Origin of the sequence: Daejeonella rubra, from assembly GCF_900103545.1 — a bacterium.
Lineage (GTDB): Bacteria > Bacteroidota > Bacteroidia > Sphingobacteriales > Sphingobacteriaceae > Daejeonella > Daejeonella rubra.
In genome coordinates this window covers 1-19,748 of sequence record NZ_FNHH01000040.1, presented here as the reverse complement: position 1 = coordinate 19,748, position 19,748 = coordinate 1, and the positions used below count along the sequence as shown (strand labels likewise).

General features: G+C 39.5%; 19 protein-coding genes. 10 read left to right on the top strand and 9 right to left on the bottom strand.

Annotated elements, in window-relative coordinates; all coding sequences use genetic code 11:
* Positions 1 to 82 precede the first annotated feature (82 nt).
* From BLR27_RS17420 to BLR27_RS17400, 5 genes are all read left to right on the top strand, one after another.
* Positions 83 to 1,099: a TolC family protein gene (locus BLR27_RS17420; protein ID WP_090707039.1), complete on the top strand. Its 1,017-nt coding sequence runs from the start codon at positions 83 to 85 to the stop codon at positions 1,097 to 1,099.
* Between the two features lie 5 nt (positions 1,100 to 1,104).
* Complete coding sequence (locus BLR27_RS17415; RefSeq protein ID WP_090707036.1) at positions 1,105 to 2,178, top strand: efflux RND transporter periplasmic adaptor subunit; 1,074 nt, start codon at positions 1,105 to 1,107, stop codon at positions 2,176 to 2,178.
* A gap of 62 nt (positions 2,179 to 2,240) precedes the next feature.
* On the top strand, positions 2,241 to 5,435 hold the full coding sequence (locus BLR27_RS17410) for an efflux RND transporter permease subunit (protein ID WP_090707035.1): 3,195 nt from the start codon (positions 2,241 to 2,243) through the stop codon (positions 5,433 to 5,435).
* A gap of 39 nt (positions 5,436 to 5,474) precedes the next feature.
* The gene (locus tag BLR27_RS17405) at positions 5,475 to 5,789 is read left to right on the top strand and encodes a hypothetical protein (RefSeq protein ID WP_090707033.1); all 315 of its coding nucleotides are present in this window, start codon (positions 5,475 to 5,477) and stop codon (positions 5,787 to 5,789) included.
* Positions 5,790 to 5,839: 50 nt separating this feature from the next.
* Positions 5,840 to 6,025, top strand: a complete 186-nt coding sequence (locus BLR27_RS17400; RefSeq protein WP_090707032.1) for a YgaP family membrane protein — start codon at positions 5,840 to 5,842, stop codon at positions 6,023 to 6,025.
* A gap of 55 nt (positions 6,026 to 6,080) precedes the next feature.
* On the opposite strand, the gene msrA is transcribed toward BLR27_RS17400, so the two are convergent.
* The 5 genes from msrA to BLR27_RS17375 all read right to left on the bottom strand — a co-directional run bounded on the left by msrA (position 6,081) and on the right by BLR27_RS17375 (position 10,275).
* Positions 6,081 to 6,608 carry a peptide-methionine (S)-S-oxide reductase MsrA gene (msrA, locus tag BLR27_RS17395; protein ID WP_090707030.1) on the bottom strand — a complete coding sequence of 176 codons (528 nt, stop codon included), beginning with the start codon at positions 6,606 to 6,608 and terminating at the stop codon, positions 6,081 to 6,083.
* Positions 6,609 to 6,718: 110 nt separating this feature from the next.
* Complete coding sequence (locus BLR27_RS17390; protein ID WP_090707029.1) at positions 6,719 to 7,783, bottom strand: hypothetical protein; 1,065 nt, start codon at positions 7,781 to 7,783, stop codon at positions 6,719 to 6,721.
* A gap of 81 nt (positions 7,784 to 7,864) precedes the next feature.
* Positions 7,865 to 8,746 (bottom strand): class I SAM-dependent methyltransferase, encoded by an 882-nt coding sequence (locus BLR27_RS17385; protein ID WP_090707027.1) that lies wholly within the window; start codon positions 8,744 to 8,746, stop codon positions 7,865 to 7,867.
* Between the two features lie 48 nt (positions 8,747 to 8,794).
* Positions 8,795 to 9,544 (bottom strand): ABC transporter ATP-binding protein, encoded by a 750-nt coding sequence (locus BLR27_RS17380; protein ID WP_090707026.1) that lies wholly within the window; start codon positions 9,542 to 9,544, stop codon positions 8,795 to 8,797.
* Complete coding sequence (locus BLR27_RS17375; RefSeq protein ID WP_090707024.1) at positions 9,541 to 10,275, bottom strand: MlaE family ABC transporter permease; 735 nt, start codon at positions 10,273 to 10,275, stop codon at positions 9,541 to 9,543. Before BLR27_RS17375 ends, BLR27_RS17380 begins: the two co-directional genes overlap by 4 nt.
* Before the next feature lie 147 nt (positions 10,276 to 10,422).
* On the opposite strand from BLR27_RS17375, the gene BLR27_RS17370 reads away from it, so the two are divergent.
* The 4 genes from BLR27_RS17370 (at position 10,423) to BLR27_RS17355 (ending at position 13,539) form a co-directional block, all read left to right on the top strand.
* Complete coding sequence (locus tag BLR27_RS17370; RefSeq protein WP_090707022.1) at positions 10,423 to 11,124, top strand: SDR family NAD(P)-dependent oxidoreductase; 702 nt, start codon at positions 10,423 to 10,425, stop codon at positions 11,122 to 11,124.
* A 172-nt stretch (positions 11,125 to 11,296) separates the two neighbouring features.
* Positions 11,297 to 11,908, top strand: a complete 612-nt coding sequence (locus BLR27_RS17365) for a PspC domain-containing protein (RefSeq protein WP_090707020.1) — start codon at positions 11,297 to 11,299, stop codon at positions 11,906 to 11,908.
* A complete protein-coding gene (locus BLR27_RS17360) occupies positions 11,905 to 12,843 on the top strand; it encodes a LiaI-LiaF-like domain-containing protein (protein WP_090707018.1) in 939 nt (312 codons plus the stop codon). The genes BLR27_RS17365 and BLR27_RS17360 overlap by 4 nt, the downstream gene beginning before the upstream one ends.
* Before the next feature lie 90 nt (positions 12,844 to 12,933).
* Positions 12,934 to 13,539, top strand: coding sequence for an RDD family protein (locus tag BLR27_RS17355; RefSeq protein ID WP_090707017.1), 606 nt, complete (start codon positions 12,934 to 12,936; stop codon positions 13,537 to 13,539).
* A 51-nt stretch (positions 13,540 to 13,590) separates the two neighbouring features.
* Here BLR27_RS17355 and BLR27_RS17350 read toward each other — a convergent pair whose 3' ends face one another.
* Together BLR27_RS17350 and BLR27_RS17345 are read right to left on the bottom strand one after the other, a co-directional pair.
* Positions 13,591 to 14,985, bottom strand: coding sequence for a M56 family metallopeptidase (locus BLR27_RS17350; protein WP_090707015.1), 1,395 nt, complete (start codon positions 14,983 to 14,985; stop codon positions 13,591 to 13,593).
* Between the two features lie 2 nt (positions 14,986 to 14,987).
* The gene (locus BLR27_RS17345; RefSeq protein WP_090707013.1) at positions 14,988 to 15,359 is read right to left on the bottom strand and encodes a BlaI/MecI/CopY family transcriptional regulator; all 372 of its coding nucleotides are present in this window, start codon (positions 15,357 to 15,359) and stop codon (positions 14,988 to 14,990) included.
* A gap of 301 nt (positions 15,360 to 15,660) precedes the next feature.
* Here BLR27_RS17345 and BLR27_RS17340 point away from each other — a divergent pair, with 301 nt between their 5' ends.
* Entirely contained in the window at positions 15,661 to 17,316 is a 1,656-nt protein-coding gene (locus tag BLR27_RS17340) for an aminotransferase class V-fold PLP-dependent enzyme (RefSeq protein WP_090707011.1), read from the top strand.
* Between the two features lie 293 nt (positions 17,317 to 17,609).
* Here the strand turns inward: BLR27_RS17340 and BLR27_RS17335 are convergent, their stop codons facing one another.
* Together BLR27_RS17335 and cnbZ are read right to left on the bottom strand one after the other, a co-directional pair.
* Entirely contained in the window at positions 17,610 to 18,431 is an 822-nt protein-coding gene (locus tag BLR27_RS17335) for a 3-keto-disaccharide hydrolase (RefSeq protein WP_090707009.1), read from the bottom strand.
* Positions 18,432 to 18,729: 298 nt separating this feature from the next.
* Positions 18,730 to 19,491: a 2-amino-5-chloromuconate deaminase CnbZ gene (gene cnbZ, locus BLR27_RS17330; RefSeq protein ID WP_090707008.1), complete on the bottom strand. Its 762-nt coding sequence runs from the start codon at positions 19,489 to 19,491 to the stop codon at positions 18,730 to 18,732.
* Positions 19,492 to 19,748 lie beyond the last annotated feature (257 nt).

Sequence of the window (19,748 nt, the reverse complement as noted above, 5' to 3'; positions counted from 1 at the left end):
CCTGATATTTTTTCTTGCCTTGCATAATACAAAATACTAATAATCAGTTACTTAACAAAGTAATATTTAAAATAAATAAGTTGTGCAACAGCCACATGATCCAAAAGTTACAGGAAATTTTGCAACCAAATTTCAGATTTTACAACCCCTGATCAATCCGGATGGGATCTATGGCAGACAGGCAGCCAAAGTGAAAATGGAAGCCATTCAGCTTCAATCAGGGCGCACACGGGAGTACCTGGAGTTAGAAGTGAATAAAGCATTTATGCAATTGCAATTAGCTTATAAAGCTGTGGAAGTTTTAGATAATGCAACAAAAACAGCTGATGCCAATCTGAAGCTTGTAGATAATTATTTTAAACAGGGAATTCTGCAGAAGACCGATCTGCTTTCAGTGCAGGTTAGGGTAAACGAAATTAAAAATCAGTATTCGCTGGCAAAGAGCAATGTTCAAAATGCTTCCGATTATCTCGCCTTCCTTATGCAGGAAGATATTACAGGGAAGGTTTATCTGCCGGCAGAAGAACTTGAAAGTACGATCAGTGTAACTGAGCCCATCTCCCTGATTACAGATGCACGTAAAGACATTCAAGCAATGACAAAGTCAACTGAAGCCTATCAGCTTATGTTGAAATCAAGCAAAATGAATTTTCTACCCAGGCTTAATGCCTTCGGGACCTATGAATTATACGATAAAAAATTTATGGGGGCCAGTGCTAAGGGCTATCTCATCGGGGCTCAGTTATCCTGGAATATTTTCGATGGCTATAAATCAATCGGAAAAAGACAGAAGGCTCAGGCAGAAGTTTACAGATCAGAAGTTGAAACAGAACAGTATAAGGCCAAGAGTCAGCTTGAGCTAAATAAAACTAATCGTCAATTAAATGATTCGGCAAACAAGGTTGGGCTTGCCAAATTGGCCCTGGAGCAATCCCAGGAAGCTTACCGCATTCGGAATAATCGTTTTAAGCAAGGTCTGGAGAAAACCACTGATCTGCTTGTTTCAGAAACACAGATGTTTCAAAAAGAGTTGGAGCATTTGCAGGCAGTTTTCGAGTACAATTTCACACAACAATATTTACAGTTTTTAAATAAATAAGAATCATGAAAAATATATACATACCAGCAGTCATGATAGTTTTTTCACTATTAGCATCATGCAGCAGCGATAAAAAAGAAAAAGTTGAAGCAACGCCGGCAATTGTGGTTAAGCTTGGAGGGGCCAGTGCCGGACAGTCAGGTTCTTTCATTACCGCCAGTGGAAAGACTGAAGCAGAAAAAAGTGCTGAAATAAGCACCAGAATGATGGGTTTCATCACTAAAATTCATGTTAAAGTCGGACAAGCAGTTAAGCAGGGCCAATTGCTTGTTAGTATAAATAATACAGATCTGTTAGCAAAAAAAGCTCAGGTTGACGCCGGGATATTACAGGCTAATGCAGCTTATAATAATGCTAAAAAGGATCATGACCGTTTTGTTAATCTTTATAAAGATCAAAGTGCATCTCAAAAGGAGCTCGATGATATTTCAGCACGATTTGAGATGACAAAGGCTGCACTGGAAGGTGCCAGAGAGATGAAAAAAGAAGTAATGGCTCAGTTTTCTTACTCCAATATTACGGCTCCTTTCGCCGGAATTGTCACTAATACTTTTGTTAAAGAAGGCGCAATGGCTAATCCTGGAATGCCCCTCCTAAGTATTGAAGGTGCTTCACGCTTACAGGTAACTGCGATGGTTTCTGAGAATGATATCGCAGAGATTAAGAAGGGAATGCTCGCTAAAATTCTGATTAAATCAATTAATAAGGAGGTTGACGCCAGGGTATCAGAGGTGAGCTTATCGGCAAAAAATACAGGAAGTCAGTATTTAGTTAAGCTCGATCTGGATAAAGTTGAGCCCTCCATACTTGCCGGTATGTTTGTCAATGTTCAATTTCCGGTTGAAAGGGTAGCGAAATCAGAGAAGGTACTGATACCAGAAACAGCATTAGTTCATCAGGGTCAGCTAACAGGAATTTATACTGTTGGAAGTGAGAATACTGCAATTCTAAGATGGTTAAGAACAGGCAGAAAGATTGGGGATCAGGTAGAGGTTTTATCGGGTTTAACCTCTGAAGAACAATATATAGTCTCCTCTGAGGGTAAATTATATAATGGCGCGAAGGTCAGTATCCAGTAAGCTTTTAATAAATTATTCATAGATCTAAATCCTTTGAGGGTTAAGAATTAAAATATAGCGTCATGCAAGAAGGTATATCAGGAAAAATAGCTCAGTTTTTCATCAACTCCAAACTCACCATATTATTGATGTCGGTGCTCATGATCATCGGGGTGTACAGTTCATTTCTTATCCCGAGAGAGGAAGAACCTCAGATCAATGTTCCGATGGCCGATGTCATGGTTGGATATCCGGGTGCAAGTCCGGCTGAAGTTGAAAGCAGGGTAATAAAACCCCTTGAAAAGGTAATTTCCAATATTAAGGGTGTGGAACATGTTCATAGTATGGCTATGAACGGTCAGGCGATGATGATCATACAGTTTTATGTTGGTGAGGATGTAGAACGTTCCTATGTTAAGCTCTATGACGAGCTGATGAAGTATCAGGATATATTTCCTGCAGGAGTTTACAAACCGATGGTTAAAACGCGATCAATTGATGATGTTCCTATGCTTGGAATAACACTTTGGAGCGAGAAGTATGATGATTTCCAGATTCGTCAGATCGCTGAAGAGGTAACATCAGAAATTGAAAAGATCAAAGATGTTGCAGCTACAAAAGAGATCGGCGGAAGGAACAGGGAGGTAAAAGTTGTTTTAGACAAAGATAAAATGGCTGAGAGTGGTGTCGATGCAATGGGAATCATGCAAATGATACAAGTTAATAATGGAAGTTCTCAATCAGGAAGTTTTGTTAATAATGATCAGGAATATTTGGTTTCTACCGGTCAGTTTTTGTCAACAGCTGAAGATGTAGAAAATCTGGTTGTTGGCATAAATAACAATATGCCTGTTTATCTAAAGCAGGTAGCTTCTGTTCAGGATGGACCATCAACTCCAAAAAGCTATGTTTCTTTTGGTTATGGTCAGTCCAGTGAGGGGTTTAAATCTGCCCGCTCCGAGTATCCTGCAGTAACTATTTCTATTGGTAAAGTGAAGGGTGCTGATGCGATGAAGATCTCTGAGAAAATTCTGGAGAAAGTTGAAAATCTCAAGCAGAATATTATCCCTGCTGATCTTCATGTTGAAATTACCCGTAACTACGGCGAAACAGCTTCAGATAAAGTAGGTGAATTATTACTGCACCTGGGAATAGCCATTGTGGCGGTTACCTTCCTGGTGATGCTGGCAATGGGATGGCGTGGTGGATTGGTAGTATTCTTTTCTGTACCTCTGACCTTTGCCTTAACCTTATTCAGCTATTATATGCTGGACTATACCTTAAACCGGATTACCCTTTTTGCATTGGTTTTTGTGGTCGGTATTGTGGTCGATGATAGTATTATTATTGCAGAGAATATGCACAGGCATTTTAAGATGAAACGGCTTCCTTTTAAACAGGCTGCGATCTTTGCAATTAACGAGGTGGGAAATCCGACCATTCTGGCAACATTCACGGTAATTGCTGCAATTCTTCCAATGGCATTTGTTTCCGGGATGATGGGACCTTATATGAGTCCGATGCCAATTGGTGCATCCATTGCCATGATCTTATCATTGTTTGTGGCTTTAACCGTAACTCCATACCTGGGATACCATTTATTAATGGAAAAGGATGAACAAAAGCATAAAGAAGAACAGGGCATAGAGACCAGTTTTATTTACCGCATGTATAATAAGATGGAGCGTCCATTGCTGGAAAGTTCAGCGAAGCGTCGTTGGATGCTGGGCCTTACCATGATCTTGCTTTTTGTTTCAGTAGGGATGTTCTTTACTAAATCAGTTGTGGTAAAAATGCTTCCTTTTGACAATAAAAATGAGTTTCAGGTTGTAATTGATATGCCTGAGGGAACAACCTTAGAAAGAACAGCTTCAGTAACTCAGGAAATTGCACAATATCTTTCCACTGTACCAGAAGTGGTTAATTATCAGAATTATATAGGAACGTCTGCACCCATTACCTTCAATGGTCTGGTACGTCATTATGATCTTCGCGGGGGTAGTAATATGGCGGATATTCAGGTGAATCTATTGCACAAAGAGGACAGGGACAAGCAAAGTCACGAAATCGCAAAAGTTGTGCGTCCGGAAATTCAAAAGATCGCTAAAAAATATGGAGCTAATGTGAAGATCATTGAAGTTCCACCGGGTCCGCCGGTTCTTTCAACTTTGGTTGCAGAGATCTATGGTCCCGATTATTCTGAACAGATCAAGGTTGCAAAGCAGGTTAAGGATATTTTGCAAAGCACACCTGATATTGTTGATATAGACTGGATGGTTGAAGATGAGCAGACCGAATATCGTCTGGAGGTAGATAAAGAAAGGGCTATGCTGAATGGGGTCGCATCCAATCAGATCGTTGGTAACCTGACCTATCTTTTAAAGGAGTATCCGGTTTCTAACCTGTATGATGAAAAGTCTAATGATCAGATCGGGATTGTGCTTTCACTTGAAGATTCAGACAAATCCAGTCTGGAGGATATATTAAATCTTAAGATAAAGGGTAGTCAGGGCAATGTAGTGCCGGTGAGCGACCTGGTGAAGGTTAAGAAAGATACACTGCAAAAGACCATCCATCGTAAGGATCAGAAAAGGGTCGTTTATGTTACGGCAGATATGGCCGGATCATTGGAAAGCCCTGTTTACGCTATCCTGGGAATGAACGAAAAGCTTCAGAAAATTAAATTGCCTCAGGGGTATAAAGTTAATGAGCTGTACATGGAACAACCTTCAGATGAAAGTGATTTTACCGTGAAGTGGGATGGAGAGTGGCAGGTTACGCTGGAGGTTTTCAGAGATCTTGGAGCTGCATTTCTGGTGGTAATCATTGTTATTTATATGCTGATCGTGGGTTGGTTCCAGAATTTTAAGACACCGATAGTAATGATGCTGGCTATCCCGCTTTCATTAATTGGAATCGTATTCGGACATTGGGTTTTAGGTGCTTTCTTTACTGCGACGTCCTTTATAGGTATGATCGCACTCGCCGGAGTAATGGTGAGAAATTCAGTTTTACTGATTGACTTTATAGAGATAAGATTGAATGATGGGGTTCCGCTTAAGCAGGCAATTATTGAAGCAGGAGCAGTAAGGACCACTCCGATTCTGCTGACCACTGGTGCAGTAGTTATTGGTGCATCCATCATTTTATTCGATCCGATCTTTCAGGGACTTGCAATTTCATTAGTTGCAGGAGCCATAGTTTCTACTTTACTGACTTTGATCGTGGTTCCTCTGATCTACTATATCACAGAAAGAAAGAAATGGGAAAGCAAATAGTGTTAGAATTATAATTAACGCATACTAAAATACAAAGACATGAAACTTCTTGTTATAACGGCAATAAAAGAATTTAAAAAAGACATCCTTCTGATGCTTAGAAAAGCTGAGGTAAAGAATTTTAGTTTCAGAGAGGTAACTGGCTATCGGGATAGTACCCAGGATGCGGTAGCTTCTAATTGGTTTGCTTCTGAGATGAATGAAAGTGAATCAATCTTATTTTATGCTTTTGTTAAAAAGGAAAATGTAGATATGTTCTTCAACCTGGTTGAAGTTTTCAATGCTGAACAGCATAATGCATCAAGGGTTCATATTGCGGTGCTAAACATTGAAAACTCTAATGATGCAGCCTAATAAAGTTCTCGGCTGTTATTTAATTATTTGACAATAAAATTTATAAAAAAATGAAAAATAGATTAATAAGGGCTATTGCAGGAAGTTTTGTGCTGATCAGCTTACTTTTGGCCGTCTACATGAATATTAATTTCTTATGGTTTACCGCCTTTGTAGGTGCAAACTTGCTTCAATCATCCCTTACGAAATGGTGTTTGATGGATAATATTCTGGCCGGTTTAGGAGTCAAAGATTGAAATAAAAAGGCAGTCAGATTTTGATACCTGCCTGCCTTGGTATATTCTTACTGTCTTATTTTAACTTATCCCAAAAATCGCGTGTAAATTTTGCAAGTTTTGGCTGAATGACATGCACACAGTAGGCTTTATTAGCGTTATTATTAAAGTAATCCTGATGATAATCTTCGGCTTCATAGAATTTTGAAACCGGGCTTACTTCAGTTACGATAGGTTGTTCAAAAACCATGGCCTTTTCCAAATTATCGATCATGTTTTCTGCAGCTTTCTTCTGTTCCTGATTTTCATAGAATACTACCGAGCGATATTGGTTACCCATATCATTTCCCTGCCTGTTTAGGGTTGTAGGATCATGGGTTTTAAAAAAGACCAATAAAAGATCCTCAAATGAAATTTCTGCAGGATCATAATCGATGCGGATTATTTCTGCATGACCGGTATTGCCCTCGCAGATATCTTCATAGGTAGGATTAAGTTTATGGCCTCCCATATAGCCTGATACTACCTTAGAAACACCTTTTAAATTCTGAAAAACTGCTTCTGTACACCAGAAACAACCTCCTCCAAATGTTGCCTGCTCCATTTTTTTTTAATGCAATTTCAAGATTTATTTTGAAAGTATTATAAGCTTATGGTAAAGAAAAAAGAGGATGTCACAGCTGTGCATCCTCTTTTTTAGATTTTGTTATACTATTATTGGTATTGGATATAGCTTGGGCGAGGTTTAAGTTTCATTAGGTCCTCCGGGGTCATTAAGCGGTTTGGAGCCTTTTTTAAGTCGTTTTTATAAAAAATCTTGAAGCCTGTAAATTGTACTGGTTCTGAGTAGATGAAGTGACGGTGTGTTCCTCTTTTTAGTTCAGGTTCACCCCAGCCATCCATATGCATAACTAACTGAACTTCAGGTCTTAATTTAATATTTTTGTAGTTTGTTACCATCTTTCCGGTAAAGCGATGTACAACAAAGATCTTCGGAGGCAAATTGTTTGTTTTAACCAGATTGGCCAGATAGTCAGAAACATAATTGATTTCTGAAGCATCATAAGTACCTATCTTTCTTCCTGGTAAAACTCCGCCTTTCATGGAAAATTCCGGGTCTATTCCCAAATGCACATTCGGCATTTTTAGATATTTTTCAAGGCGTGGAAGTTCCTCTCTGATTGTGCTTAAGGCAACCTGAATATCAAGAAAAACGATCATGCCTTTTTTCATTCTGGCAATGGTTAATACGGAGTCGATCTGCTTATCAGGCATTCTGTTCCTGTATTTTCCATCTTTTCCGGGATCGCCTGCTGCTACCACAGCAATATAATGCAATGCGGGTTGTACAGGTGTTTGAGGGTCTACTTTTTCCCATTTGCTGACTTCAGCATAAAGCATACGAAGCATTTCTTTTGGTGCATATTCGCCCAGAGCTCCCATTTTTTTAGAATAGAGGTTTCCATAATAGGTAACAACTCTTTTGTATGGTAAAATGGCTCCTGCCAGAGGATATGGTTGCTTTTTTACCGGCCATTTTCCGGTTGTATCACCATTGGCTAATTCTTTGATCTTTTTATTATAAAGAGCAGTATCTATGGGCACAAGTTCAGCAGCTGAATCTTCTTCAATCTCTGAATCTGTATTTTCCACAGCTCCATTAGCTTTGATGGCTGATTTATCTCCTCCTGTTTTGCTGTTTGACTCCGAACAGCTTGTGAAGAAACCTGCAAAAGCAAGAAATGCTACACTCGTTATAAATAATTTTGGTTTTATCATTATGGTTTTTGGATTTCGGTTTTTGGTATTCTCAATGCATTAAATTAATACATGATTCTATTATTGACAAATATATTTTTCTTAGATCTTACAGAATTTACCAAAGACACCCAGGGGTAATTTGTATCCTGAACTTGCCTGAAGGTAGAGCTCGCCACTTTCCAGGTTTTGTACTTCCGGGAAAGATGAACGAATTAGATTTTCGACTATAACGGAAGAAAAGCCAAGAGAGTATGTGTTCAAAATAAGAAAATGTTCATCCTCATCCAGTAATTTTACCACATCCTCCATCATCTCCTTAATATTGTCTTCAAGTTTCCATTTTTCACCATTTGGGCCATGTCCGTAAGCCGGTGGATCGAGTATGATCCCATTGTATTTGCGGCCTCTTTTAACCTCTCTTTTAACGAATTTAAGAGCATCCTCTACTGTCCATCGAATGTTTTCTAATCCCGATAATGTCTGGTTTTCATTTGCCCAGCTCACTACCTGTTTGATAGAATCTACATGGGTAGTTTCGGCTCCTGCCGCACAGGCTGCCAACGAGGCACCACCGGTATATGCGAATAGGTTCAATACTTTTGGCTGTTTGGTTTTGAAACTGCCTATACACTTGATAATATAGTCCCAGTTGACAGCCTGCTCCGGAAAAATACCCAAATGCTTGAATGAAGTGAGGGCGAGTCTGAACTTTAAAGTGATATCTCCGTTTTTATAATTGATATGCCACCTGTCGGGTGTTTTCTGATCTTTCTTGATCCACTCTCCTGAGGTTGCTGAACGGCCCTTAAACCGGATATGGTGCAATTTAGTCCAGTCGCTCTCAGGAAGGCCCTTTCCCCAAACTGCCTGTGGTTCAGGACGGATCAGGATCACATTCCCAAATCGTTCCAGTTTTTCAAAATCGCCACAATCTATCAGCTCGTAATCTTTCCAGTTTTTAGGGGTTAACAGTTGAATCATGTACTATTTTTTTGATCTGTCCGGATCAATATTTTTATCCGGTCAATATTATTTTTTTTGTAATGCTTGCATGAATTTGCTGGCAAAAACAAATTCATTTAGTTCTGCGTTGTCAGTTTGTGAAATTTCTTTATTCGATCCTTCCCACCATTTTTTTCCTTCATGCAGAAAAATAATATTTTCACCGATACCCATAACAGAATTCATATCGTGGGTTACAACAACAGTTGTTGTTTTATATTCTTCCGTTAATTCCTGAATAAGATCATCAATAACGATGGCTGTTTTAGGGTCGAGACCTGAATTGGGTTCATCCACAAAAAGATATTTTGGATTCATGGCTATTGCCCTGGCTATGCCAACCCTTTTTTTCATTCCTCCGGAAAGCTCAGCAGGAAATAATTTGTTTTTGCCTGCCAGATTTACTCTTTCCAGACAGAAATTGGCACGTTCCAGCTTTTCTTTGTGATTCTGATCGGTGAACATGTTTATAGGAAACATGATATTATCCTCCACATTCATAGAATCGAACAAGGCAGAACCCTGAAAAAGCATTCCGATTTCGGTACGAATTTCAATTCGGGACTGGAAGTTCATGCGGGTAAAATCTCTGCCATCGTAAATAACAGATCCTTCTTCCGGCTCATGTAAGCCAACCATGCATTTCAATAAAGTTGTTTTCCCTGATCCGGATCCACCAATGATCAGGTTACACATTCCTTCTTTAAATTCTGCTGAAATGCCTTTCAGGACATGATTTTCGCCGAATGTTTTATGTATGTTTCTGATCTCTATCATAGCAATAACTGGGCGATAACGTAATCAGTGAAAAGTATGGCAATGCAACTAATTACTACGGCCTTGGTACTTGACCGGCCAACTTCAAGAGCACCTCCATCTGTGTAAAAGCCCTGATAGGCTGAAACTGAAGTAATGATAAAAGCAAACATTACGGCTTTAATCATCGACACCGTAAAGGTAAAGGGGATAAAATCTGTAGTGATCCCTGTAATGAAATCCTGAGCTGTAACTGCTCCTGAGGCGGTACCAGCTATATATCCTCCGGTAATGGTTAATCCGATTGAAATGATCACCAGCAAGGGGATAGTAGTAACTGCAGCAATTATCTTTGGCAGAATCAGAAAGCCGGGAGAGTTTATTCCCATTATTTCAAGTGCATCGATCTGCTCAGTAACCCGCATAGTGCCGATCTGTGATGCGACGCTTGACCCTACCTTACCTGCAAGTACGATAGCAGAGATCGTAGGACTAAGTTCCAGGATAGCCGAATCACGTACGATCAATCCGATCACAGATTTTGGAATGAAATCACTTACCAGCTGAAAAGCGGTCTGGACGGTTGTTACTGCACCCAGGAATAAAGAGATAATAGCGATTATCCCTAAGGAGCCAACGCCTATGGAAACCATTTCATGAAAGATCTCCCTTCGATAAATATTCCATTTTTCAGGTCTGCGGAACACAGCTTTTAGCAATAAAATATATTTACCTAAGGGGTGAAATATCATTTGATAATTGTTTTTTTACGGATTATACAATATTAATATAAAATTATCATCCGCTTACAGATGATTAATAATTTTGCAAAGGTAATCAATTGACATTATGCCTTAAATTAAATGGGCCACGATGATTGATTTTCTTAAATTTAACTTATGAATGCTATTGTAACAGGTGCAACTAAAGGAATAGGAAGGGCTGTTGTCAAGCATCTTGCTGCTAACAATTATAATGTCGTTTTGTGTGCAAGAAATGAAAAAGAACTTGATGCACTCATCGATGAACTAAGAAAAACCTATCCCAAACTCAGTTTTTATGGGATGAAGGCCGATATGGAACACATGTCTGAGGTGAAAGAATTTGCAGACTTTTCAATAAAATGTCTGGGATCTGCAGATGTTTTGGTAAATAATGCGGGTTTATATATTCCATCTGAGTTATTGCAGGAGGAAGAGTCATCCCTGGAAAGGCAGATGAAAGTCAACGTTTACGCACCGCATTATTTAAGTAAATTTATTGCAGAGAACATGAAATTAAAGTCTTCAGGTCATATTATTAATATTTGCTCTATTGCAAGTATTAATCCTGTGATCAGTGCAGGCTCATACAGTATAAGTAAAGCTGCACTGCTAAGTCTTACTAAAGTATTAAGAGAAACATTAATGCCTTTTGGGATAAAGGTAACTGCTATTTTGCCGGGAGCAACCCTTACAGATTCATGGTCGGGAACTACCTTGCCTTCCGAAAGGTTTGTTTCTTCTGATGATGTTGCAGCAAGCATCATAAATTGCCTGCAAATGAGTGCAGGAGCAAATATTGACGAGCTTATTATCAGGCCTTTGAAAGGTGAAATTTAAAAATGGATTTTTCACCGACATTTTACGGGACTTTACCGAGAACTTTGGATAACCTACCTAATTGGTGTTTCCAGCATTAGGCTTATGGCTTAGTTTTGATCTATCAATTCAAACAAAAAAGAAAAATTGATCATTAAAACTAAAACTAGCTGAATATTTAAACTCTAAGAAAATGGAAAAGAAACTTCAACGCAACCAACAGGATAAAATGATTGCTGGTGTTTGCTCCGGACTGGCAGATTACTTTGATGTGGATGTAACCTGGGTTAGGATCGCTTTTGTGGTAGCTGTTATGGCAGGTGCTTCAGGTCTGCTGGCATACATTGTACTTTGGATCGCTGTCCCAAGAAAGCCTTATGTGCCTGATTACGGTCAGTTTACCGCAGATTATAAAGTAAATGACCCGGGCAATCCTGTCAATCCATTTCCCTATGCAGCACCTAAGAAAAAGGATAATGGTAGCGGAAGGTTAATAGCAGGGGCTATTTTTATTTTCTTTGGAACATTCTTCCTTTTAAATGAGTTTAATTTGATACCTGATTGGGTAGAGTTTCACAATCTATGGCCTTTGATATTAATTGGAATGGGAATATATACCCTTTCAGGAGCTGTAAATAAGGATAATAATTGGAAAGATGATCTGACTCAAACTACAACATTTAGTGAGCCGGAAGTTAAGCCTGATGCTGCTAAGCCTGATACTATTAAGACGGATGCTTCCGAAAATGTAAGCACTGAAGAAACTAACCCAAGTACTGACGATTCTACAAATAAGCAAATATGAAAACCGAAAAAATTGTTTGGGGAATGATCCTCATTTTTATAGGAACGATCTTCCTGCTTGACAACTTTAATGTAATTGATTTTTACTGGGGTTCAGTATGGCGTTTCTGGCCAGTGATCTTTATCCTGATCGGTGCCAACATGCTCCTGAGCAGGTTTGGAAATAAAAAAGCAGTTCCAGCCATGATTGCAGGAATCACACTTGTGAGCTTAGCACTTATCGGGTATCAGGGTTCACGTCCAAACAATAACAGGGGATGGATGAACTTTAACTATGAGCATGACGACAGAGATGGTGATTCATCCCGCAATGTGCCAAGTTATTTCATCGAGCCTTATGGTGGTGCAAAGAAAGCAGAATTAAGGATTCAGGGTGGAGCTACAAGCTTTAAACTTCAGGATACTACCTCGAGCCTTTTTGAAGCAGATGTTAAAAGACAATTCGCCAGATATACCCTGACAAAAAGCATGAACGATTCTGTGGAAGTTTTAAATTTCCGGATGCGTAGCGGTAAGCAAAAATGGAATTTTGATGAAATGGAAGGTAATGAGACTAACATTCGCATGAATTTGTCTCCGGTTTGGGATATTAAGGTTGAAATGGGTGCTGGTGAAGCTATTTTCGATCTGAGACCTTATAAAGTAAGCTCTCTGAAATTTGAGGGTGGCGCAGCTTCTTTTGAAGCAAAGATCGGAACATTAGAAGCTCTTACAAATGTAACTGTTGAAACAGGAGTAGCAAATGTTGAGATCGAGGTACCAACTGAATCAGGTTGCCGTATTGTAGTAGATAGCGGACTTTCATCCAAAGATTTTATAGGCTTTATCAAACAGTCTGATGGAACTTACGAGACCAGTAATTACAGTACAGCAGCAAATAAGATCAATATTAGTCTGAAAGGCGGACTCTCTTCTTTTGAAGTTAGAAAGTATTAACCCCGGAGTAACCCCGGAGTAAATCCGGGGTGACTTCGGAATCTATCAAATTTACCCCGGATTTAATCCGGGGTTTTTCTGTATAATAAAATGAAGCAATATATTGTAGTTATCAAAGGAAAACCTAGTGGTCCGTATTCTCCAGAGGAATTAAAGGGACTAAAGATCAAAGCCGGGACCTTTGTGAAAACAGAGGATATGGATGATTACAAAGAAGCACATGAGATTCCTGAATTGTGTGAATTTCTGGGGCTAAAAGCTCATGTTAGTCTTCCCCAGTATTTTGCAACTCTGGATGTAAGACTGCTGGCAGTGATCATCGACTATTTTATCATTTTTGCAATATATTGTGTTATCGCTACTGCAGTAGTGCTTTTTATCGATGAAAAGCAATTACGCATTATTGTATCACTGGCCGGCCTTGCCATCATTCCTGAAGCAAAGTTTATCTACAGTATAGTGATGGAATCTTCAGTGCGGCAAGGTACCTGGGGTAAGGTTTTAATGGGATTGAAGGTTAGCGACGAAAAGGGTAATCCCATAACCTTCAGTCGCTCTTTAGTTAGAAACCTGAGTAAAATACTTAGTACAGGCACTCTTGGATTTGGCTATCTGATGGGCTTTTTTGATAAACGGCAACAGTGTTTACATGACAGGATCGCAGGAACTGTGGTGATAAAGGATAGGTTGTTATGAGTTCTGTTTAGGAGTTATGGACAATTGATGCCCATAACTCGCAGAACAGTTCTAATTTTTTCCCGGTACTACTGATTGGGGTGCTGGTAATTTGAATTGAATTGGAATAGTGAAAGCAACATTTACCGGTTCTCTATCCTTTGTGCCTGGTTTCCATTTAGGGCTCTCGCTTATCACTCTGACGGCTTCTTCATCAAGTCCGCTTCCAACTCCTCTCAAGACTTTGATATCAGCCAAACTTCCATCTTTTTGTATAATAAAGCTTACTATAACCCTTCCCTGGACATTATTTTTCTTTGCCTCCGCAGGATATTTTATGGTAGAGCTAAGATATTGTGACCATCCATTTATGCCTCCTGGAAATTCTGGTTGAACAATTATTGTATCAATTATTCCATGCTCGGAATTTATAGAAGGAAGTTCGATGGATTCTGAAATTAATTCATTTGTTGAATTTTCAGAATTAATCTTTGTGCTTTTAATTTCCAGTCCGGATGTTTCAGCGATTGAACCCTGTTTTTCGATTAAAATCGTTGATTCTTTTATTTTCTGAGCTGGTTTTGATTCGGCAATAACTAATAATACTTTTTCTGCAGCTGGCTGTAGAACATTGTTATCTGAATTTGCACTTGCTGCCGAGTATATCAGCATAATAGCAAAAAGTGGGGCAGAAAAACCATATTTCCAAAGGCCGGTTCTGCGTGATTTAGTTTTGTAAAGCATAGTGATTCGTCTTTTTAAAAGTGAGTTATTAAAAAAATTATTACTTAATTGGCTGGGGTTAATACCCATGGTATTACTGAACAGGAGCATTGCATAACTTGATTTACTCTGCATCAGATTTGAGGCTTCTTCATCAGCGATGAACTCATGAATATGCCTGATCTCTTTTTTATACAGGTAAATCACCGGATTGAACCAGTTAATGATCGTAGACAGTTCAATTAATAGAATATCGGCGGAGTGTAATTCTCTGATATGAACCTTTTCATGATCAATAATGGTTTCTGAATTTGGAAGATCTTTGTCAACCACCAGTTTATTAAAAAATGAAAAGGCTGAGCCTTTCTCTACTTTAAGATTTGACCGGAGCATGAAAATTCTGAACATAAATCTTACAAGGAACAGTGTTGCACCACCGATATAGGTCCAGAGGAGCAGATCTGCCATGGACCAGGCGTTTGACTCTTCAATTACTCCTACTACAACCGTATCATAATTGAAGTTTACAGGTATAATACCTGACTCTCGGATCTTTTGAGTTATAAACAGCTCATTGAACCATGGAGAATTGATGAATGGAATGGTAAATGATAAAATAATACTCGCATTCAGAAAGATCCTGTTCTGTCTGAAAAAGGTTTCATTTCTTAAAACCAATGTATAGAATCCCATGAATAGGATCAGATACAGGTTTGTCTGTAAAAGATAATTCAGGCTGTTCATAATTACTTGTTTTTTAGTTTCTCTATCAGTTTAAGTATTTCATCAGCTTCCTTCAGATCCAGTTTTTTCTCTTTGACGAAGAAGGAAAACATGTTCTCTACTGAGTTATCAAAGTAGCCACTCAATAATTTCTCTGTGGCAAAGCTCTTGTATTCTTCAATGCCGATCAGGGGGAAATAGCGATGGCTTTTCCCGAAAGCCTCATGGTCTATAAAACCCTTGGTTTCCAGAATACGGATGATTGTCGAAACAGTATTATAAGCTGGTTTTGGTTCTGGCAGCAGATCAACCACGTCTTTTACGAAACCTTTCTTCAGATCCCACAATACCTGCATGATCTGCTCTTCTGCTTTTGTTAATTCCTTTATCTCCATACTATTCTTTTTAAATGCCTGATAATATTGTTTGTACCTGATTCGAACCGGTGATATAAATCTAAAACTAAATATTTAGTTATTCAACTAATTTATTAGTTTTAAAACTATAAATATTGTAAGTTACTGTAAATCAAATAAATAATTTTTTATTGCTTAATTTTTTACCAGGTAATCTGATGCTGACATCCATGAAACTCCTGTACCAGATTTGTTATATATCCCTGTTTGGTATTTTCTGAAAATTACATGAAATTGCTGTTGGTGTTCAGCCCATAAGCTTGAACAATATTCTATACCTATGAAAAGAAGAGAACTTATCAAAGGCCTGACTATTCTGCCACTGGCAGGAGTTGTGGCCGGGAATTCAGATTCATTGCTCGCATCTGCAATAAATGATATAACCGGGAATGTAAATTCTGAAGGATCATCAGCAATTTTTGATGGATCATTAAAGCCGGGGCCTGCAATTTACCAGTCAATAGGGGTGGAGCCTGTAATCAATTGCCGTGGAACGTTCACTATTATTGGCGGATCAATTGAATTAGCAGAGGTTAGGGCAGCAATGGATTCTGCGTCCAGACATTTTGTACAAATGGATGAGCTGGCAGATGCGGTTGGCAAGCGGCTTGCTCAATTAACTGGTGCAGAATGGGGAATGGTTACTGCAGGATGCGCTGCGGCCCTGAAAATGGCTACAGCGGCTTGTGTTGCCGGGGGTAACCCAGAGAAACTTCATCGTATTCCGGATCTTTCTGGTTTGGAAAAGAATGAAGTGATCATACCTGCAGAATCTTTTAGTGCCTATGATTTTGCCATACAAAATATTGGGGTGAAGATCATTCGGGTCAATACTCTTGAAGAGTTAAGGGATGCATTAAGTTCCAAAACTGCAATGATCAAACTCAGCGGAGGTAATCTGGTCCCCGGACCGATGGGCCTGGAAGCAATTGCTGCATTAGCCAAACCAATGAATATTCCAATCCTGGCGGATGCTGCCGCTGAAATATTGACCATTCCGAACGTACATCTTCAAAATGGGGCTACAATGGTTGCTTACAGTGGAGGCAAGGCAATTTGTGGTCCGCAATGCGCCGGATTATTGCTGGGCCCAAAAAATATCCTGATGTCTGCCTGGCAGGCAAGTTCACCTCACCACGGACCCGGCCGCGATAATAAGGTGGGTCGTGAAGAGACTCTTGGAATGCTGGCAGCTGTTGAAACATGGGTTAAAATGGATCATGCGGGCCGTGAAAAGAACTGGATGACCTGGGTGAATGCTATTGCAAGCAGAATGTCAGCCATTGAGCATGTAAAAACGATGATTATGGAGCCGAAGGGAATCAATAACCGCAGCGCTTCCCTGACCATTTCCTGGGATCCCCTGAAACTACATCTTAGTAGTTCCGATTTAATTCAGGAACTGATCAATTCCAAGCCGAGAATTACAGTTGGAGCCGGCAGAAATACAGATAATGGGATGACTTCCATTTCCATCAATGCTTCACAAATGCAGGTGGGTCAGGATAAAATTGTTGGGGATAGAATTTTTGAGTTGCTCACCAAAAAGCGGAGTCCGAAAACCGGATCAGAGATGAATACTCCGGCGGCTTTGATAAATGGTCGCTGGGATCTGGTAGTGGATTATTTTAGCAGTAAAAGTGATCATATGCTTTATATTGAGCAGGATGGAAACTGGATCAAAGGAATTCATAAGACAGATTTTTCGACACGTGAAATTTCTGGAAGTATTGAAGGGAATGAAATTAAATTCCTGAGTCCGGGGCGCAGGCCAGCAGTAAGTTATACTTTTTCTGGGACTTTGGACGGAGATATTATTTCAGGTAAGATCGATATGGGAGAATTTCTGACGGCCTCTTTTACCGCCAGGAAGAATAAAGCCAAAGCAGATAGGGTACCTATCATATTCCCAACAGGGAGGCCGATGGGGAATTGAGGAATCAGTTGTCTGTTGTCTTTATCTGTTTGCTGATAACTAATAGTTGGTTAGTGGTTGGTTGGTTAGTAGTGAGAGTGCTCAATCATGGTTCCTGGCTCCATTCGTTTGTTGTCTGTTATCTGTTGTCGGTTTTCTGAGCTGCATTATAGCAGTAAATTTCAAATTACCACTGAATTTGTCCTTGTTCTTTGATCCTTTGTCCTGGCTCCTGGCTCCTGGTTCTTGGCTCTATTGGTCTGTTACCTGTAGTCTGATAACCCGATAGCTATCGGGTGACAACAGAATAAAGTTTATTTCTGCAAGATACTGCTCAATACCTTCTCCAGTTTAGCTGGGTTCTTCATGTATTTTTTCAGATCAAACAGTTCTACTTTTCTGAACTCCACTGGATGGCTTTCACTTTGTAATGAAATATATCCTTCTTTCAGGGCTTTGCCATCAATCTTAACTGCCGGATCAAAATTTCCTACGTTGCCTCCTCCGATCTGTGGTTTAGTATATTCGAAAACTGTTTTTCCTTCCAGGCGATGCTGAATTAATGAGTCGGCAAGAACAACGATTTCCGCTCGCACCCATTGATCACCATGATAAGTTTTTGATGTGGAATTCACGCAATGCGGCGTAAATAATTTCCCATTGAGGAATACATTGGTGCCAGGAGTACAAAGGTTTAATGTTGTTCTTTCATTCGTCCCGTCGCCGCCCAGAAACTGGGTTTCAAGAGAGATTGGAAAATCCTGGTTAAGTCCCATACTTTCAGGTGATTGTCCATGCAGCATGGCACCGCTATTTCTAGTTGCCCATCCCGGTCCGCCAGGAATCTGATCACCTGTAAATCGATATTCAACGACTAAAACATAGGCTGAATAAGGTTTTTTATAAAAAATATGTCCGTAGCGCTCTTTCCATTCATTATAACCATCGTAGGAAACTTTCATGACATGATCTTCCACGCGAAAAGTATTTTCATAGTTATCGTTTAATGGATGGCCGTTGATCTTAACTTTCCAGTCTTTGAGGTCTTTACCATTGAAAAGATTGATCCAGCCTTTTTGAGCAAAACCTGAATTAGTGATAATTATGAGGAAAAGTAATAAAACTATTTTTTTCATAAAATTTAGATAATATGGTTTAACTGTGCCCAGTGTTTGCCCAGTACACCTGAAGTTCCCAACGTGATAGCTCAAGTTAGTGAAAGACTTCGATTAGCAAAAAAATATTTTGCATGCCTGCATACTGGTTGAAACCGGAACATTTCCAGAAAATTGGTGCTACATTTTTATACTTTCCCCTCGACTGTTTGATTGATAAAGTTCTTAAAGATCTCTACCAATCATTGGACATAACAGAGAAACAAAAGAAGATACAAAGTTCAGCATCCTCCATTATTTAGGAGATATAAAAAGTGGACTACCTTGTATCAATAACGATTTCAGCATAAACTCCGCGACAGTCCATTTCAAACTCTAAATCTTGTACTGGAGGCCGATTGTAATGCCAGTCAATACCACTTAATGCTGCGCCACGCTTTACAATTTCGTTAACCATTATGTGGTGAATGTTATGGATAGTATACAACTGGGTTGCCGTAGAATCTGCCCAAGTAAAGCCAAGACCAGCCATCCGACGTTCCATCTCATTAAGCACCCAGCGTCCCTTTTTCATTAAGCCCTCTTGGGATATGTCACCAAGACTAATACTGTGAGTACGATAATCACTCATACCCTCTGGAGCTTCAGCACTACCAGCGATTACAAAAGAGGGTTTTGCATTAGCATCAGGCATTGTGTAAGAAAAAGCATGAATACTCGGACTCAATGGTTTATTCAACTCTGGAATGACATTTGAGCGAGCTACGGGATTGTCACCACCCTCTTCGTAAATACCCCACGCTTTTAAAGTATCTATATAAAGGTTATTAAAGTCAACAAAGCCTTGTTCGGTAAATGGCTCGGGTGAACGTAATTCGCAGGCTCCAAATGCAGCGAGTGGACGACCTAAAGAGTCGAGATGTTGTCGGATGCGTAAGAAGCCCTCTATTAGTGGAAGCGGCCGATTGAATCGTACACGTTCTAATCTATAACCATCCAGTGCCGTTATACCCGCAGAATACTGCCTTACGCCTCGAAGATAACGATATGATCCAGATTCAAAAATTTTGGTATCAGACATATTTATTTCCTTTTTTTTTCTAATATACTGCAAAAAAAATTTTGGACATTCAATGTGGAAAAATGCTGATTGCTATTTATTTGCCCTTTGGTTGGTGTGATCACCAACCACTCTTCCACCAATCAACTGAGAGCTAAGATAGTGAAATTAAGGTCCTGTGGTCGGTGATTTCTATGACATAAACAAGTGGTTTTTATAATTTTGTTGATAAGGAGCCCCATTTCTTACAACAGCAAATATCCTATGAACTAACTTGT

What these genes read in the sequence shown, in the direction of transcription:
- BLR27_RS17410 (WP_090707035.1), top strand. Translation starts at nt 2,241, where the DNA reads ATGCAAGAAGGTATATCAGGAAAAATAGCTCAGTTTTTCATCAACTCC.
- BLR27_RS17345 (WP_090707013.1), bottom strand. Translation starts at nt 15,359, where the DNA reads ATGGAGATAAAGGAATTAACAAAAGCAGAAGAGCAGATCATGCAGGTA.
- BLR27_RS17400 (WP_090707032.1), top strand. Translation starts at nt 5,840, where the DNA reads ATGAAAAATAGATTAATAAGGGCTATTGCAGGAAGTTTTGTGCTGATC.
- BLR27_RS17405 (WP_090707033.1), top strand. Translation starts at nt 5,475, where the DNA reads ATGAAACTTCTTGTTATAACGGCAATAAAAGAATTTAAAAAAGACATC.
- BLR27_RS17370 (WP_090707022.1), top strand. Translation starts at nt 10,423, where the DNA reads ATGAATGCTATTGTAACAGGTGCAACTAAAGGAATAGGAAGGGCTGTT.
- BLR27_RS17380 (WP_090707026.1), bottom strand. Translation starts at nt 9,544, where the DNA reads ATGATAGAGATCAGAAACATACATAAAACATTCGGCGAAAATCATGTC.
- cnbZ (WP_090707008.1), bottom strand. Translation starts at nt 19,491, where the DNA reads ATGTCTGATACCAAAATTTTTGAATCTGGATCATATCGTTATCTTCGA.
- BLR27_RS17340 (WP_090707011.1), top strand. Translation starts at nt 15,661, where the DNA reads ATGAAAAGAAGAGAACTTATCAAAGGCCTGACTATTCTGCCACTGGCA.
- BLR27_RS17390 (WP_090707029.1), bottom strand. Translation starts at nt 7,783, where the DNA reads ATGATAAAACCAAAATTATTTATAACGAGTGTAGCATTTCTTGCTTTT.
- BLR27_RS17355 (WP_090707017.1), top strand. Translation starts at nt 12,934, where the DNA reads ATGAAGCAATATATTGTAGTTATCAAAGGAAAACCTAGTGGTCCGTAT.
- BLR27_RS17415 (WP_090707036.1), top strand. Translation starts at nt 1,105, where the DNA reads ATGAAAAATATATACATACCAGCAGTCATGATAGTTTTTTCACTATTA.
- BLR27_RS17360 (WP_090707018.1), top strand. Translation starts at nt 11,905, where the DNA reads ATGAAAACCGAAAAAATTGTTTGGGGAATGATCCTCATTTTTATAGGA.
- msrA (WP_090707030.1), bottom strand. Translation starts at nt 6,608, where the DNA reads ATGGAGCAGGCAACATTTGGAGGAGGTTGTTTCTGGTGTACAGAAGCA.
- BLR27_RS17365 (WP_090707020.1), top strand. Translation starts at nt 11,297, where the DNA reads ATGGAAAAGAAACTTCAACGCAACCAACAGGATAAAATGATTGCTGGT.
- BLR27_RS17350 (WP_090707015.1), bottom strand. Translation starts at nt 14,985, where the DNA reads ATGAACAGCCTGAATTATCTTTTACAGACAAACCTGTATCTGATCCTA.
- BLR27_RS17375 (WP_090707024.1), bottom strand. Translation starts at nt 10,275, where the DNA reads ATGATATTTCACCCCTTAGGTAAATATATTTTATTGCTAAAAGCTGTG.
- BLR27_RS17385 (WP_090707027.1), bottom strand. Translation starts at nt 8,746, where the DNA reads ATGATTCAACTGTTAACCCCTAAAAACTGGAAAGATTACGAGCTGATA.
- BLR27_RS17335 (WP_090707009.1), bottom strand. Translation starts at nt 18,431, where the DNA reads ATGAAAAAAATAGTTTTATTACTTTTCCTCATAATTATCACTAATTCA.